The 16,802-nt window shown below is 38.2% G+C and carries 14 protein-coding genes and 1 riboswitch; of the genes, 4 read left to right on the forward strand and 10 right to left on the reverse strand.

Features of this window, described 5'->3' with window-relative positions; all coding sequences use genetic code 11:
* The 4 genes from N3I35_00070 to N3I35_00085 form a co-directional block, all read right to left on the reverse strand.
* The coding region (locus N3I35_00070; protein MCX8128480.1) for a metallophosphoesterase at positions 1 to 893 on the reverse strand (893 nt) is incomplete at its 3' end.
* 839 nt (positions 894 to 1,732) lie between these two features.
* Positions 1,733 to 2,722 carry an acyl-CoA dehydratase activase gene (locus tag N3I35_00075; protein ID MCX8128481.1) on the reverse strand — a complete coding sequence of 330 codons (990 nt, stop codon included), beginning with the start codon at positions 2,720 to 2,722 and terminating at the stop codon, positions 1,733 to 1,735.
* On the reverse strand, positions 2,691 to 3,806 hold the full coding sequence (locus tag N3I35_00080) for a CoA protein activase (GenBank protein MCX8128482.1): 1,116 nt from the start codon (positions 3,804 to 3,806) through the stop codon (positions 2,691 to 2,693). Before N3I35_00080 ends, N3I35_00075 begins: the two co-directional genes overlap by 32 nt.
* The gene (locus tag N3I35_00085; GenBank protein ID MCX8128483.1) at positions 3,778 to 4,770 is read right to left on the reverse strand and encodes an acyl-CoA dehydratase activase-related protein; all 993 of its coding nucleotides are present in this window, start codon (positions 4,768 to 4,770) and stop codon (positions 3,778 to 3,780) included. Before N3I35_00085 ends, N3I35_00080 begins: the two co-directional genes overlap by 29 nt.
* Before the next feature lie 302 nt (positions 4,771 to 5,072).
* Between N3I35_00085 and N3I35_00090 the strand changes: the two genes are divergently transcribed.
* Positions 5,073 to 7,001, forward strand: a complete 1,929-nt coding sequence (locus tag N3I35_00090) for an alpha-amylase family glycosyl hydrolase (protein ID MCX8128484.1) — start codon at positions 5,073 to 5,075, stop codon at positions 6,999 to 7,001.
* Between the two features lie 109 nt (positions 7,002 to 7,110).
* Here the strand turns inward: N3I35_00090 and fba are convergent, their stop codons facing one another.
* Both fba and N3I35_00100 read right to left on the reverse strand, forming a co-directional pair.
* Complete coding sequence (gene fba, locus N3I35_00095) at positions 7,111 to 8,040, reverse strand: class II fructose-1,6-bisphosphate aldolase (GenBank protein MCX8128485.1); 930 nt, start codon at positions 8,038 to 8,040, stop codon at positions 7,111 to 7,113.
* 183 nt (positions 8,041 to 8,223) lie between these two features.
* A complete protein-coding gene (locus N3I35_00100) occupies positions 8,224 to 8,628 on the reverse strand; it encodes an FMN-binding protein (protein MCX8128486.1) in 405 nt (134 codons plus the stop codon).
* Positions 8,629 to 8,934: 306 nt separating this feature from the next.
* Between N3I35_00100 and N3I35_00105 the strand changes: the two genes are divergently transcribed.
* Complete coding sequence (locus N3I35_00105; GenBank protein ID MCX8128487.1) at positions 8,935 to 10,182, forward strand: 6-phosphofructokinase; 1,248 nt, start codon at positions 8,935 to 8,937, stop codon at positions 10,180 to 10,182.
* 65 nt (positions 10,183 to 10,247) lie between these two features.
* Here N3I35_00105 and N3I35_00110 read toward each other — a convergent pair whose 3' ends face one another.
* Positions 10,248 to 10,604, reverse strand: a complete 357-nt coding sequence (locus tag N3I35_00110; GenBank protein MCX8128488.1) for a hypothetical protein — start codon at positions 10,602 to 10,604, stop codon at positions 10,248 to 10,250.
* 205 nt (positions 10,605 to 10,809) lie between these two features.
* Positions 10,810 to 10,922, forward strand: a riboswitch (ZMP/ZTP riboswitch).
* An 86-nt stretch (positions 10,923 to 11,008) separates the two neighbouring features.
* Between N3I35_00110 and pflB the strand changes: the two genes are divergently transcribed.
* Complete coding sequence (gene pflB, locus N3I35_00115) at positions 11,009 to 13,243, forward strand: formate C-acetyltransferase (protein ID MCX8128489.1); 2,235 nt, start codon at positions 11,009 to 11,011, stop codon at positions 13,241 to 13,243.
* 73 nt (positions 13,244 to 13,316) lie between these two features.
* Here the strand turns inward: pflB and N3I35_00120 are convergent, their stop codons facing one another.
* The 3 genes from N3I35_00120 to N3I35_00130 form a co-directional block, all read right to left on the reverse strand.
* A complete protein-coding gene (locus N3I35_00120; GenBank protein ID MCX8128490.1) occupies positions 13,317 to 13,826 on the reverse strand; it encodes a GNAT family N-acetyltransferase in 510 nt (169 codons plus the stop codon).
* A gap of 66 nt (positions 13,827 to 13,892) precedes the next feature.
* Complete coding sequence (locus N3I35_00125) at positions 13,893 to 14,471, reverse strand: flavin reductase family protein (protein ID MCX8128491.1); 579 nt, start codon at positions 14,469 to 14,471, stop codon at positions 13,893 to 13,895.
* A 98-nt stretch (positions 14,472 to 14,569) separates the two neighbouring features.
* Positions 14,570 to 15,238, reverse strand: a complete 669-nt coding sequence (locus N3I35_00130) for an endonuclease III domain-containing protein (GenBank protein MCX8128492.1) — start codon at positions 15,236 to 15,238, stop codon at positions 14,570 to 14,572.
* 340 nt (positions 15,239 to 15,578) lie between these two features.
* On the opposite strand from N3I35_00130, the gene N3I35_00135 reads away from it, so the two are divergent.
* The gene (locus N3I35_00135) at positions 15,579 to 16,784 is read left to right on the forward strand and encodes a D-alanyl-D-alanine carboxypeptidase family protein (GenBank protein MCX8128493.1); all 1,206 of its coding nucleotides are present in this window, start codon (positions 15,579 to 15,581) and stop codon (positions 16,782 to 16,784) included.
* Positions 16,785 to 16,802 lie beyond the last annotated feature (18 nt).

Here is a 16,802-nt window from a genome sequence, read left to right on the forward strand (position 1 = left end):
GGATTGGTTGTGGTACTGTGGAAGCATCCCAGAATCGACACGATCTTATTGCCGTTCACGCCGGTATCTTCACGCTTGGCTGCTGCGCCAACGTGTCCGCTGAATACAAATCTGATATTTGGGTATACCTTTACAAGGTTATCATACAAGTATTGAGGGGAATTTGAGCCGTAACCCCCGTTAGACTGATTAATGGAGCCGTCGCCATTCAGATATGAGTGTGTCTGAATAATCACATTATGGTCCGGATGATTCTGTACAACACCTTTGGCCCAATTAATGGCTGCAGTACGCGGCCAGAGCTCCAAACTAAGCACCATCCATTTTTTCCCTTCAGCTTCGAAGGTACGATAGGAGTTTTCCACCTTATTGGATTCAAACGTCACTATACCGGGAAACCGTGACAAAGGAACAGCGGAGTTGAAAGCAGTCGTGTTACGAACATTAACTGAGGCATCGCCCGGCGCCGCACTGCCGCCTACTCCCGTCGCTGCCGTGTCATGATTTCCGAGGGCCGGAAGGTATGGAATGCCGGCACTGCCCAACACTTGCAAGCCTGTTGCTATAATCGGCATTTGGTCGGCATCGTGCGCAGGCCAATTTGCCAAGTCACCGGTAGCGAGAACATAGCGCAAATCCAAGGTACTTTTGTTGTTAACCAGCCACTGCGTACGGTTTTTGAACCATTCACCCGTGATAGCCGCTGAATTTGTCACTTCATTTTGTGTGTCAGGGATTATTGCGATTGTAAATTTGCCATCCACGACTGGGTCTACCGCCATTACTGGCGTGAAATTTACGACTGTGAGCAGAAATACCATACAAAGTAAAAGCACCAGCCCCTTAGCTCTTTTGGGCTTTGAAAAATTTGACTTACCAGAGCGTACAAACATACTAATTACCTCCTCGTTTTTTTAGTTGTGTAACATTCTTACCGCAGTAAGACACGACTTGACCATGCAGGAGCAGACCTGCAAGGTATCAGGATTTCTAGGCCGGCTTCACCCCCTTTGATTATAAAATTCAGTTCCTTCGCTCATATGTCATCACCTCCTTTCATAAATACAAGCTGATAAAGACTGAGTCAGTGCCCAACTTGTCCACATGTCAAGCACCAATTATTTTTCTAATATTCAACTTATAAAAAGGAAAATGTTGTAATATTCTAGAAATTCATACTACTTATTTTGATGTTTTCAAAGCACATTGTAAACTGCAAAATGGAAATATTTCTATAAATACAACTTTAAATTGGAAATATAATGGAAATGCAAAATTTTAGATAAGCCTGCTAAAAGGTCATAATTGTTCTAATAACCGAGCTTTCAAGCAACTAAACAAAAATTTTCCTACAAGCAAAAAAGTCTTCACACAATTGTGCAAGACTTTCTGATAAACTGCTGCTTCACTTACTCTGCATCTTTCTATATTACTGTAATCATCCTTGTACCTTCAAACGATATCTGCGAATAATCCTCCTTCATATATCTATAACCTTTAAAACATCATAAAACACAATTCTATGCTCTATATGAAAAACACTAATCAAGTAATGTTTTTGGAGATCAACGTAGAATGTGTTCATTTATATCACTCCCATGTATTTCTTAAAAACATTCAAATAGGGCAAACACAAGGTTTGCCCTACATTTTACTGAATAATCTGCAACATTTTTCCATATATATTTTTTAAAATAACTGTCAATTATCCTATGTCAACTTTCAACTGACTTCACCCCACTACCTGATTTTCACTTATCATATTTGCCCATTTACCGCACTTGTCTCCCCAACGTGCGATTACTTCCCCGTTCGAAGCTATTTCTATGACTTCACACATATTTGAGCAATCACTGCACTCTACACTTTTTGCTTTGTAATCGTTCTGAGCTGTTTCAAAACCATAAAAATTGGTTTTGAATCCTCCACCAGCCATTTTTTCCTTTGCAATCAAAGCTGCTCCGAAAGCCCCCATGACATCATGGTATTCGGGGATTATGATCTTTTTGCCAAGCTGTCTTTCAAAAGCTGCTACAATACCCACATTGGCAGCAACACCACCTTGAAACACGATTGGCTCCTGAATATTCTTACCCTTGCCGAGATTATTCAGGTAATTCCTTACCAAAGCTTCACAAAGTCCGTTAATTATATCTTCCATGCTATGTCCGGTTTGCTGCTTATGAATCATGTCGGACTCGGCAAAAACTGCACAACGTCCCGCAATTCTCACAGGTGAATCGGATTTCAAGGCATACCCCCCAAACTCCTCTATGGGTATTTCAAGCCTTGCTGCCTGTCTATCCAGAAATGATCCTGTGCCGGCGGCACATACTGTGTTCATAGCGAAATCATACACAACACCACTTTTAAGAATAATTATTTTAGAATCCTGTCCACCTATCTCCAAAATGGTTTTAACACCCGGAACCAGTTTTTGGGCTGCAACAGCATGAGATGTTATCTCATTTTTCACTATATCTGCTCCAACTATTATACTGGCAAGTTGTCTGCCACTTCCCGTTGTTCCTACACCCTTGATATTAATATTCTCTCCTATGAGTTCTACCAATGCATTCATACCATTGCGTAATGCATTTATTGGTTGTCCGCTTGTTCTTAGATATAGTTTTTCAATAACCTTATCATTTTCATCTATAACTACAAGGTTTGTACTTACTGAGCCAACATCAATTCCCAGATAATAGCCAGTTTCCCTCAAAAGCTGCTCTCTCCCTTCTCTTTTCCAACAAATCAATAAATGCTTCAACCCTTGTAAGATATCCTGCTTCACCTGTCATTTCATCAATAATCAAAGTTAAAACCGGAATATTGTAATCCTTTTCAATAGCAGGCAAAATACTTTCAGCAACTATCTCAGGCATGCATGTAAGCGGATATATCTGTATTACCCCATCATATCCATTCCTAGCGTAAAGGATTGTATTTCCTATAGTTTCCTGAGCATGCCCCCCGATCATGGTTCCCAAGTAAGGCTTTGCTGCTTCTGCATAGCTCATATCCCTCGGTAGGTGCAATGCATTCTTAATAATATGGTCTATAACCCATTCACTGACTGTAACCGACCGGTCTACTTCGATTCCCATGTTCCCAAGTTTAATGTCAATATTGAAGCTTGTGTATGAATCTATAGTTGTGTATATTTCTCCAACAATTCCAACCTTTAATGGAACACAATCCCTCTCCATCTCTACATTCTTCAGTTCGTTTTCCGTTTCCCTTATCAGTCCTTTTATTTCCTTGGAGCCCCTTATTGCTTTTACATTATTGAGAAATGTCTTATAAATTTTATCAGTAGTGCCCTTTCTAATTTCCCTCGGTCTTACCTTATAGCTTAGTTTTTCAAGTTCATCTACCATTCTTGAAACTTGCGCTGTATTTTTTATTGCTTTCAATAACACTGGTATATTAAGTCTTCCTGAAAGTTTTTTTATTCGGTTCGCCAGCTCTTTTATTCCCTGATCCGGCATTTCAAGAGTGATCATATCCATCTCATAACCATTATCTCTCAGTATTTCCCTCTGTATTTCACAGTAATACCCAAATCTGCAAGGACCACAACCACCAGCCATCAGGATAGTATCAGCACCATCTTCATAAGCTTGTACGTAGTTTCCCAAATTAATCTTAAGAGGAAGGCAAGCAAGTTCTGGTGCTAATTTTGTTCCTACTTCCAAAGCCTTCTTATTATTAAATGGAGGAATTACGTAATCAACCCCTAAATCGTCCAATAATGCCTTTACAGTAACGTATGTATTACCCATGTGCGGAAATGTCAGTTTCATTTTTGCCCCTCCACCTTATCATATCAATAAATGCTTCCAGTCTCGTATCCATACCGGCTTCACCCGAATGCTCATCAATAGTGAGGATGGTCAGGGGGATATCCCGTGCCCGTCTTAATTTCCTTTCTGCCAGATCAGCTACAAAAGAATCTATCCCGCACCCGAATGACATAAGAAAAATAACACCGTCAATATCCTGTCTGTCCAATATATGAAGAGCACTTCCCATTGCCTTGCTCCCAAAATTCCAAAACATCCTTTTATTTAGCGTGCCTGACTTTTCGTTAATCAAGGATTCGTCCATCATATCAACTGTAATGACGTTAACCCCATATCCTTCAAGTTTGCACAGCATATCCATATTTAAATAACTGTCATAAACATTATATACATGGCCTATAACTGCAACATTAAGTTTTCTCCCGTCATAAGGTAAATGCTTGTTGATTTTTCTATTTGATGTCCCGAATGGATTTGTACCATTTTTTATTTTTGCCTTATGCTCGTTATATGCTTTTAACGCGTTTATATAGGCATTCTCAATAGTCTGTCTGGAGTCAGTAAAATACTTACCTGCATCCAAAGCTGCTTTTAGTGAATTACTTTTAGATTTCCTCATATTAACTTCGACATCTATAATCTGAGGAAGATTGCTGAAAGTATGCCTCACCATATCCGGAAGGCCTCCGAACTTAGGACATATATATTCATTTTTCGAGACACTTGTAAATCTGGGAATAAACAAATAATCCACTTTATCCTTAATATTAATTATGTGCCCATGAAACACTTTCACAGGCAGGCATGCCTCATCAACACACGATTTTACCCCGTCATCCAGTATTTTCTTTGTTGTCTGATCGGAAACAATAATCTCTGCTCCCAATTCTTCAAGGAATGCTTTCCACAAGGGATAATACTGGTAATAGAACAACCCTCTTGGAATTCCTACTTTTTTTCCCAATTGTCAACACCTCGAAAGATATTATTAGCTTTTGACAATTGAATTATTCAAACAGCTTTCAATAATAAATCCAAATACTAAACATTTGTCCTTATCCGGATAAATTTATTGGAATAGTATTGTATTTGCTAAAATACTATATTAAAATAACAATATTATCTAAAAAATATTGTTATTTTCAAATTTCTTCAGATTAAGCTTCCTTACCCAGAACCAAATGTTCCTTATTGCAAGTATTGCAGTTATAATTATTACCAATAATGTAACCGCTTACATAACACTAAAACAAAGGAGTTGGCAAAATGAAAAAAAGAGTTCCACTATTTATTGTTTCTGCATTAGTGATACTTGTTGTAGCAGGTATTATTTTGCAGCAGCTCGGGGTATTCTCACAGAAGGAAGTCGTTGATACGGCAAAGTCAAAACAGGCTGTCACAACCGAAAAGGGTAAGGATACCGCAAATACAGCTGAAGAAAAAATAAGCGAAAAAGTAAGAATAGTAAAGGCAAATGAGTTTATCGACATCGATGACAAAACAGTAAAATTTCTCTTCAAAACTGAAAAGGATGCTACTGTTGAGTTCTATGTAGGTGACTCGCAGGATAATCTACAGTTGGTTAAAACAGTCGACAAATACAAATTTCAATCCGGCCTCATACTTGACTGTTTCAAACCGGGTCAGAAATACTATTATCAAATAAAGTCCAAAATCAATGGGGAAATGAATAAAACCCCTGTATTATCCTTTGAAAAGTTGGCTGATACAAAAACCGACAAAATAGCTGAGTGGGCAAAAACAGCTGTTTTTTATGAACTTCAGGTAATGAATTTCTATGATGGTAATGGTGATGGTATAGGTGATTTTAAAGGTCTAAAACAAAAGATCAACTATCTGAAGGAACTAAACATAGATGCTTTGTGGCTCATGCCCTGTTTTGATTCACCAAGCTATCATGGGTACGATGTATCCGATTATTATAAAATAAAGCCTGATTATGGTACCATGGAAGATTTTGAAGCGTTCCTCAAGGAAGCACACGATAATAACATCAAAGTAATTCTGGATCTGGTAGCCAATCATTCTTCTTCTGAAATCAACTGGTTTAAAGAGTCAGAGGGTAATATAAACAGCGAATACAGGAATTATTATACTTGGAGCGATCCTTTCGACGATACCAGTGAAGCCGGTCCTTTGGGTACAGCATGGCATACAAATAATAATTCGGACTACTACTATGGAGTTTTTTGGTCTGGAATGCCCGATCTGAATTACAGGAATCATGTTGTAAGAAGCAAAATGAAAGAAATAGCTAAATTCTGGCTGGATAAGGGTGTCGATGGTTTCAGGCTGGATGCTGCCATGCATATAGATAATAAAGACAGAGATGTCACACATAATTGGTGGCAGGAATTCAACAGTTACGTTAAGTCCGTTAACCCAAATGCTTTTGTTTTAGGAGAAAACTGGACTGATACAAGTACAATAGCACAGTTTGCAGATGATCTTGATTCCTCATTCAACTTCCCTCTCAGAGATACACTGTTAAGGGTAGCAAACGGGGAATACTATGATATTCTTGAAGATATCCACAGCATGTATGAATCGTATGCAGAATATTCAACCAGGTCATTTGATTCGACCTTTATCTCCAACCATGATGTGGGCAGGCTTCCCTCGGTGGTAGGCGGCGATACTAAAAAAATAAAGCTGGCTGCATCCTACTTACTGACTTTGCCTGGAACCCCGTTTTTATACTATGGTGATGAAATCGGCCAACAGGGCACAAAACCTGATGAAAACATCAGAGAACCTATGGACTGGTATGCTTCTGCAAAAGGTACCGGCATGATTGATAATAATGAATGGTCAAAAAGAATCGGCAATAGTGCTTCATTTGCATATACCCTGCCTAACGACGGCGTTTCAGTAGCTGAACAAAGGAAAAAGGCTGATAGCGTATTAAATCATTACAAGAAACTTATAAACATAAGAAAACAAAATCCGATATTCTTTACAGGTGACTATAAAAAGGTTGATACTGTGGAAGAAACTTATGGCTATGAAGTCTCCGGAAGTATCCTGGTTGTACATAATATGTCAGCTGAATCTAAAAAGAGCATAACCTTGAAAAAAGACTCAGTTGACCTGTTTACAGGTAAAAAATATAAAGCAGGTGCAAATATCAGCATCACCCCGTATGATACAGTGATATTCAAATACGCCGGTTAAGTCTGCTGAAGTAGTGCAAGAACTGTTTAGCAAAAATAGCTTATAAAGTAATACAAAAGGGAGACGGTTAACCGTCTCCCTTTTGTATTACTTTATATTTGATGTAATATTATGCTTTGTTGTCGCAGCCTAATACGTTTACAATTTTCTTCTTAACAAGTTCTTTTATTGCAGCTCTTGCAGGGCTGAGGTACTGTCTTGGGTCAAAATGGCTCGGATTCTGAGCAAAGTACTCTCTTACTGTTCCTGTCATAGCAAGTCTCAAGTCTGAGTCTATGTTGATTTTACATACTGCCATAGAAGCAGCTTTTCTTAACATTTCTTCAGGAACTCCCTGTGCACCAGGCATATTTCCGCCGTATTTGTTGATCTTCTCAACAAACTCAGGAATAACTGATGAAGCACCGTGGAGTACTATTGGGAAACCAGGAAGTCTCTTAGCGATCTCTTCCAGTATATCAAATCTTAATTTTGGTTCACCCTTGAATTTAAAAGCACCATGGCTTGTCCCAATAGCGATAGCCAATGAGTCAACACCTGTCCTCTTAACGAATTCTTCAACCTGGTCAGGATCAGTGAAAGCAGCGTCCTTGTCAGATACGTTTACATCATCTTCTATACCTGCAAGTCTTCCTAATTCTCCTTCTACAACTACACCCTTATCGTGTGCATAGTCAACAACCTGCTTTGTAAGCTTAATGTTGTCTTCGAAGGAATGGTGCGAACCGTCGATCATAACTGACGTAAATCCGCCATCTATACAAGATTTACAAAGGTCAAAAGTATCACCATGGTCAAGGTGCAAGCAGATTGGAAGACCAGTTTCAATAATAGCAGCTTCTACAAGCTTCATTAAGTATGTATGATTTGCATACTTTCTTGCTCCTGATGATACTTGAAGAATCAATGGAGCCTTTACTTCCTTGGCAGCTTCAGTAATACCCTGTACTATTTCCATGTTGTTAACATTGAACGCACCTATAGCATAGCCGCCTTCATAAGCTTTCTTAAACATTTCGGTTGATGTAACTAATGGCATTTCAAACACTCCTTTGTCAATTATATATTAGCTATTTTAGCATACTACAATTTGTTAAGTTTTTATCATAATAATTTTACCAGATTTATCTTCAAAATCAAGCCTAATTTTAAAATTAACGCACTATACCTGCTAAATCAACCTCTTACAGTATCTGATTTTTGCTGCAAGTTTATTTAATATTTACTTCTTACCACTGTTTAATGCATTCTCAACAGCTTCCAGTATAACCCTGCTGCTATTTGAAGCACCCGAAATGATATCAACATCCAAAGACTGTTTATCCAGCACTTTTTGAATTATCACCTCTGCCGGTCCGCCCTTGCCATTTTTATGCTTAACCAACTCTATATCCTCAATTCTGTGATCTTTTACAGTAACTTTTACTTCTACGTTTATAAACTCGACATCACACACGCCTGTATAAATACCATCATTGACTTTACTCAAATCAACTTTTTCTATCTTTATTTTGTTAACATTTTCCTTATAACTCCTTACTGAGGCTATATACCTCGCACCAAAAACTGCGCCTCCCAGAATTACAATCACTACTGCCAGAATAATTATTCTCTTGATATTTGACATTAAAAGCACCCCTAGTTTAAGTATATTAATATGTTGAACACAAGCACTATTGTCAGTTCTGATATATGTCAACATATTTCTCAAATTATATCAGAATGTACCTTTTTTTCATAGTTGGAATTGCATTTTAAATGCTATTATGGTATATTTTATTTTGATTGTGCAGAATTACTCAGTACGCATATGATAATAATCTTCCGCCTCTGAGTAATCAAAAACAAGCAAATTTACATAATTATATTGAATTAAGAATTTAAAATTCTCAATTCTCATTATTAATTTTAATAAACTAAGGAGGTACTCGAAATGGCAGAATTAAAGGGTGCTGCTATATTTGGTCAGTCAGGTGGACCAACATCAGTTATTAACGCCAGTGCAGCAGGTGTTATTCAAGAAGCTCTAAAACAGGGATGCATTACAAAGGTTTACGGTGCAGCTCACGGTATCAAGGGTGTTCTTACAGAACAGTTCTATGATATGAGCCAGGAAGATTCATATGAATTGGATTTATTAAAGACAACTCCTTCATCAGCTCTTGGTTCAGTACGTTACAAGCTTAAGAAAGCTGAAGAAGATGAAACTGATTATAAGAAACTCTTGGAAATTTTCAAGAAATATGATATCAGATATTTCTTCTATAATGGTGGAAATGATTCCATGGATACTTGCAACAAAGTCAGCAAATATATGCAAAAAGCTGGTTATGAGTGCAGAGTAATGGGTGTTCCTAAAACAATAGACAACGATCTTTGGGGAACTGATCACTGCCCTGGTTACGGAAGTGCGGCAAAATACGTTGCTACTTCTACAATGGAAGTTTACCATGATGCAAGAGTTTATGATACAGGAATGATAACCATTCTTGAAGTTATGGGAAGAAACGCAGGCTGGTTGACAGCAGCTACAGCTTTAGCTGCACATAAAGGAAACGGACCTGACCTTATATACTTGCCTGAGCTTCCTTTCGATATGGACAAATTCCTTGAAGATGCATCTGCAATCTATAAGAAAAACGGTAAGGTTATAGTTGCCGTATCAGAAGGTATTAAGGATAAAGACGGAAAATATATTTCAGAATACGGTTCAAACCTTGCACAATCAAAGGATTCTTTCGGACATGCTCAGCTTGGTGGTCTCGCAGCTACTCTTGCAGCTATCGTAAAAGAAAAAACCGGTGCCAAGGTTCGTGGAATCGAATTCAGCCTGTTGCAAAGATGCGCAGCTCATGTTGGTTCATTAACCGATGTTAACGAATCCTACATGGCAGGTCAAATGGCTGTTAAATATGCAGTAGAAGGTATTACTGACATGATGGTTGCTTTCGAAAGAGCAGCCGGTCCTGAGTACAAATGCAGTATAAAGCTTATCAACCTTACTGATGTTGCAAATACTGAAAAGAAAATACCAAGAGAGTGGATAAATGAAGCAGGAAACGGACTTAATGAGAACTTTATAAACTATGCACTTCCGTTAATCCAGGGTGAATCTCAGCCACCTTTGGAAGATGGATTGCCAAGATTCGCTAAGTTAAAGAAGGTTCTTGCTACAAAATAATTCTATATTTAAAGGATATACAAAAAGGGAGTAGTTGATTACTCCCTTTTAATTTTACCGTATTCTTATGCCTTTTTTCCGCAATTCGGGCAATAAACTGCGGCTTCATCTATCTCTGACATGCATCCTGAGCATTGCTTCAGATTTTTTATTTCAATTAACTTCAGTTTCTTTTCTTCAATACTTTTTTCAAGAGACACTATCTCGTCACATTTAATACTGATTTCGGCTTCAACCGCCTTACCTGAATTGTAGCCGTCAAATACCGATTTCCCTATATCGAACATAATATTTTTGATTTTATCTTCATCAGATTTTATTGCCAGATTAATCTTTGTTGCCTCTAAAAAATCACTTGATGCTCTAACCGCCGTTCTTGTGGCATCCTTAAACTTCTGCCGGAAATTTTCTACTAATGACATGTGCTTTTCTCCTTTCATAATACAGACCGGTGTGATAATCTATCTCTCAACATACAACCCGGTTGAACTTTATTCCTTTATTCTACATTTTATTATATTTTCCTTTTAAAAGCTCATTATTTTTCATATTTTTTTTGATTGACAATATAATTTGGAATAAATTATACTATATATAGTGTTGTAAAATACATTACCAACAAAATATATTAATCCATACAACTGGCGGAAGTGGAGTTTACCACAGGGAGTATGGTATGTAGCCTGAACGATTATGTTTCAAAAGCGACATTGAATTTGCCGACCGCCTGGGCTTTATCATATTTGCCTGGGTGGTTTTATTATTTGAATAAAGGGTAAATATGAATTGAAAAAATTATCACCGGTTTTACAAGGGGGTTTTATCAATGTTTGAAAAGGCCTGGAATGGATTTATACCTGGAAACTGGCAAGAAACTATCGATGTTCAGGATTTTATAAGTAAAAATTTCTCATCTTATGACGGTAATGAAGATTTCCTTATGGATTCAAGTGTCCGGACAAAAAAGCTCTGGAGCAGGTGTAAAAAGCTTCTTCGCGATGAATACCTTAAGGGCGGAGTTCTGAATGTAGATACGAAAACAATCTCAAATATAACAAGTCACATACCCGGTTATATTGATGAAAGATATGAAGTTATAAAAGGTCTTCAGACGGATAAACCTCTAAAAAGAGCTGTCATACCTTATGGGGGCATAAGGATGGCAAAGCAGGCTTGCGAAGAATATAACTTCACTCTCTCCCAAAGAACGGAGGAGATTTTTGAAAAACACAGAAAAACCCACAATGACGGGGTATTCAGCGCATACACCCATGAAATGCGGAATGCCAGAAAAAGTGGTGTTATTACCGGATTGCCCGATGCATATGGACGTGGAAGAATTATCGGAGATTACCGGAGAGTTGCGCTTTATGGTGTAAGTAAACTCATAGAAGAAAAGAAAATGGATCTAGATAATCTTCTTAATACGGGAATGTCAGAAGAAATCATACGTTTGCGGGAAGAAGTTACAGAGCAGATAAATTCACTAAACGAGCTTATAGCTATGGCTTCATCCTATGGCTGTGATATATCACGCCCGGCAGAAAATGCACAGGAAGCCATTCAGTGGACATATTTTGCTTTCTTAGGATCCATTAAGGAAACGAATGGAGCAGCTAATTCACTTGGCAGAGTCAACACCTTTTTTGATATATATATTACGAGGGATCTGGATAATGGAATACTCACGGAAGCCGAAGCCCAGGAGCTCATTGATCAGTTTGTAATAAAGCTCCGGCTGGTAAGACACCTTCGCACACCGGAGTATAATGAGTTATTTGCCGGAGACCCTGTATGGGTAACAGAGTCATTGGGTGGGATGTGTGGAGATGGCAGACATATGGTTACCAAAACCTCATACCGTTTTCTGCAAACTCTGTTCAACCTTGGTCCTGCACCTGAGCCCAATCTGACAATACTCTGGTCCGAAAAGCTCCCTCACAGCTTTAAAACGTTTTGTGCAAAAGTTTCCATGGTCACCAGTGCTATCCAGTATGAAAATGATGATATAATGAGACCGGATTTTGGTGATGATTACGGCATTTCCTGCTGTGTATCGGCAATGCGTATCGGTAAAGACATGCAATATTTCGGTGCACGCTGCAACCTGCCAAAACTTCTCCTTCTGGCATTAAACGGCGGGAGGGATGAGATAACCGGAGAGCAGGTAGGCCCTGAATTCGAGCCCTATACTGAAGATTATCTTGACTATAAAAAAGTGCTTGCAAAATACCAGTATATGCAGAAGTGGCTGACTAAGCTCTATGTAAATACCATGAATGTAATTCATTTCATGCATGACAAATATGCTTATGAACGCCTCATGATGGCCTTGCATGATACAAAGGTCGAAAGGCTTATGGCTTTCGGTATAGCAGGACTTTCAGTCCTTGTAGATTCCTTAAGTGCAATCAAATATACTTATGTCAGAGCGATAAGGGATGAAAGAGGACTCATTACAGATTTCGAAATAAAAGGTCATTTTCCTCAATTCGGTAATGATGATGAAAGAGTGGACAGTATAGCAGTAGATATTGTAAAAGGCTTTTACAACGACCTGAAAAGGTATGGCACTTATAGGAATGCAAAACATACACTTTCTGTTCTTACAATTACATCTAATGTTGTTTATGGAAAGAAAACAGGCTCTACGCCGGATGGCAGAAAAAAGGGTGAGCCTTTCGCACCCGGTGCCAACCCTATGCATGGGCGTGATAAAATGGGTGCGCTTGCAGCACTGAATTCGGTTGCAAAAATCCCGTATGAATACTGCAAAGACGGCGTATCGCTCACACTGACACTTATCCCGAGAGCTTTAGGAAAGGACACGAAGTCCAGGCTTAATAATCTCGCTGCACTCCTGGACGGTTATTTTGTGCAGGGAGGGCACCACATAAATATAAATGTACTAGAAAGAGTAGTGCTTGAAAAGGCAATGGAAGACCCTTATAACTACCCTCAGCTTACTATCAGGGTTTCAGGCTATGCTGTGAACTTTATCAGGCTGACGCCCCAGCAGCAGAAAGAAGTTATTGCCCGGACTTTCCATAATGCCATGTAATAACTGAAGAGGACAAAACTATCTTTTAAAAACGGTTTTGTCCTTTTATATAATCTTATCTTTACCTACTGTGTCAATCACACGGAGCACGCAAAATCTTCTGATAGTAAACCAGATCCAGCAGTTTTCCAAACTTGCTGCCCACCTCTTTGAAGCAGGCACACCTCATATAGCCGTTTTTTTCAAAAAGCCTTATACTGCTGTTGTTTTCTCCGCATATACCTGCTATAAGGACATGTATAGCATTCCGCTTCGCCAATGTTTCTATATGCCTTACAGCCAAACTACCTATTCCCTTGCCTGTATATCCGTTTTTCAGATATACCGTAACCTCTGCAGAAATATTATAAGCTTCCCTTTTCCTGAATTGGGTTAGTATGCAATATCCGCATATTTCAGAATCATTTATTATTACAAAAGCCTTATACTTTGGATTTTCAAAGAATACAAGGTCTCTCATCCCGGCTTTATCCAACGGCTTTATATGAAAAGTGGCAGTTGAGTTGAGAACATAATAATTATAAATGTCCAATACAGCATCAAGATGTTCTTCTTTTATCTCTTCAAATACTACTGCCTGCATTTTTGTTACCCCCTGACTTATTACGGAAACACAGGGCAGCCTGCAAGTGCCCCTACACTTTATTACTTATTTTCTTTTCTTTTTCTTTTTCATTACCGAATATCCGAATTTGCCCAATACTTTGTGCAGAGTCCAGTATTCTCCATGTGAATAGCATATTAAGTCTGCCTTGCCCAAGTGCATTTTCCCCTTTTCATCCATTAACCCTTCATCTACGTTTACTGCTACAATTTCACCTAAAAACATATCGTGAGAACCCAGCTCTATCACATTTTTCACTACACACTCAATATTAACCGGACTTTCTTTTATAAGTGGCACACTGACCTTTGAAGCTTTTTCCGGTGTCAGCTTTGCAGCCTCAAACTTATCAACGTCCCTACCGGATTTCACACCGCAATAGTCAGTAGCAAAAGCAAGTTTTCTACTTGTAAGGTTTATAACAAACTCACCTGTTTCTTTAATCATAGGGTATGAGTATCTTTCCTTCCGTACGGATATCGATACCATGGGTGGCTCTGAATTTATAGTACCAACCCATGCCAGAGTAATAATATTGTTTCTTCCCTGTTTGTCTGAACACGTTACCATTACAGCAGGAACCGGATTCAGGATGGTTGAGGGTTTCCATATTTGTTTTGCCATAATAACCGCCATTCCGCCGCTGTGCACGGCATTAATTTAGTATAATTTATTAGCTTACCATACACAGCAAGAAATGGTAAGCTGTTAACTGTATTATCCTAATCACCTTTATCCTTGCAAAATATATTAACCGGACACTCGTCGCACCTCGGGTTTTTATTAAGACAGTATTCTGCTCCTACCCCATCAATCTGCGCATGAAAGTCATTAAACAATTCTACATTATGCTCAAGATTATCCATAAAGAACTTCTGCATTTCTCCATAGCTGGTATTTTTATTAAAATACCCCAGTTTGCCAAATACCCTTCTTGTATAAGAATCCACAACAAATATAGGCTTTTCAGCAGCATACAGGATGATACTATCTGCAGTTTCCTCACCTATACCATATAATGAAAGCAATTCTTTTCTCAGACTATACAAATCCTTATCGAAGAATTTGTTCAAATCACAATTGTAATTATCCATCAGGTAACTGCAAAACACCTTTAACTTTTTTGCTTTCTGTTTATAAAACCTTGTTGCCCTAATCAGATTTTCAAGCTTTCCGGTATCTATACTGGATATCTCATTGATGCTTAGTAAGCCTTCCGCTTTCAAATTATCAATTGCCGTAGTAACATTCTTCCATGATACAAATTGAGCCAGCAATGCCCCGATAATCATTTCAAATCCGGTCTCGGCCGGCCACCAATTCCTGTGACCATCCTTATTATACATCAAATCGTATATTTTAAGTAAATCACTATTGATTTTTTTATTCACAGATAGCCCTCCATTTATATCTCTTATGTTTCTCCCCCTGCTTATCATACCCTGATCCATGGTATACCAACTCTTATACAAAAATAGCCCGCTGCTTGCAATAATTATCATACACAACAAACATCAAGTATTCAACCTTTCATTTGACAGTATTGCTATAAAGCAGCTTTTTCTCTATAATAATATCAAGAACTCTTTAAACGTATTATCTATTAATTAACAAAATTTGCACAAAAGAATAAATTAGGGGGTCATTCCAATCAAGAAGCACTTTTCACTGCTCATTGTTGCAGCAATTATTGCATTATCTTTTCCTGCGTCAGCAACCGGAAAAAACGAATTGATTTTTAATGGAAAGCAGCTCTCTGTAAGCACAAATACGATTTCTGTAGACGAAGCAGAAATGGTACCTTTAAATACCATGGCTTATCTTACCGGTATAAATACTCGAATCAATCCAAAAGAGAAGACTGTTGTTTTAAAAAATAATAAAATTGATCTTGAAATAGAAATAGGAAGCAGTCATATGATAGTAAATGGCGAGGATGTAGATACAGGTATTGCTATTCCTTTAATAAACAATATTGTCTATATTCCAGCTGACTTTGTAGAAATAGCCTCCGGTGGAACAGTAACCTGGGATGGAAAGTCAAAAAGAATGGCTTCTGTTATTGACCCAGATTTATATTTACCTGATTCTGCATCGGATAATACAGCCAGTAAAACTCAGAAGTTAAGCATAAATATCAGTAAGTCTGCATTTATCGGTAATCTTGTACTGGTTAACAAATCCAATCCTGTATCCGATAAGTTTATACCTGACGGTCTCATAAGCGCACTTGATAAGAATAAGAAGTACCTAATACCTTGCAAGACCTCCAGTGTTAAACTAAAAAAAGAAGCGATGGATGCTGCTGTAAACATGTTTAAAGCTGCAAATAACGCAAAGCTCAAAAATCTTATAGTATCAAATGGTTACAGGTCATATGGCCTGCAAAGTTCTTACTACAACAAAAAAATCAATGCATATAAAAAGATTTATACTGCAAAGCAAGCTGTGGAAAAGGCCTCCTTGATAGTTGCTCCCCCGGGAAAAAGCGAGCATCAGACAGGATTGGCAATCGATGTCACTACAAAAAAAATGCTCAAATCCAAGCAAGGATTAACTCAAGGTTTTTCATCCACACCAGAAGGCAAGTGGGTTAATCAAAACTCCTGGAAATATGGCTATATTGTACGCTATCAGGCGGATAAGACAAAAATAACAGGTATAATATCCGAACCCTGGCACTTAAGGTATGTAGGTCTTCCACACTCGGAAATTATGAATAAGAAAAAAATGTGTCTTGAAGAATATCTGGAGTACATTGCTAAATCGGGTCATATTTCATTCAAAACTGTTTCCGGGTCTGAGTACGAGATATTCTATATAAATGTGCCTGCCTATATAGAAACACTATCCTTAATCTATACGGCCAAAGAGAAATATGATGTCTCTTCATATGGAAAGAGTGGTTTTATTATAACTAAAGCAGTAAAAAAATAGGATGTGACTCCACATCCT

This window comes from Clostridia bacterium, assembly GCA_026414765.1.
Lineage (GTDB): Bacteria > Bacillota > Clostridia > Acetivibrionales > DSM-27016 > SKW86.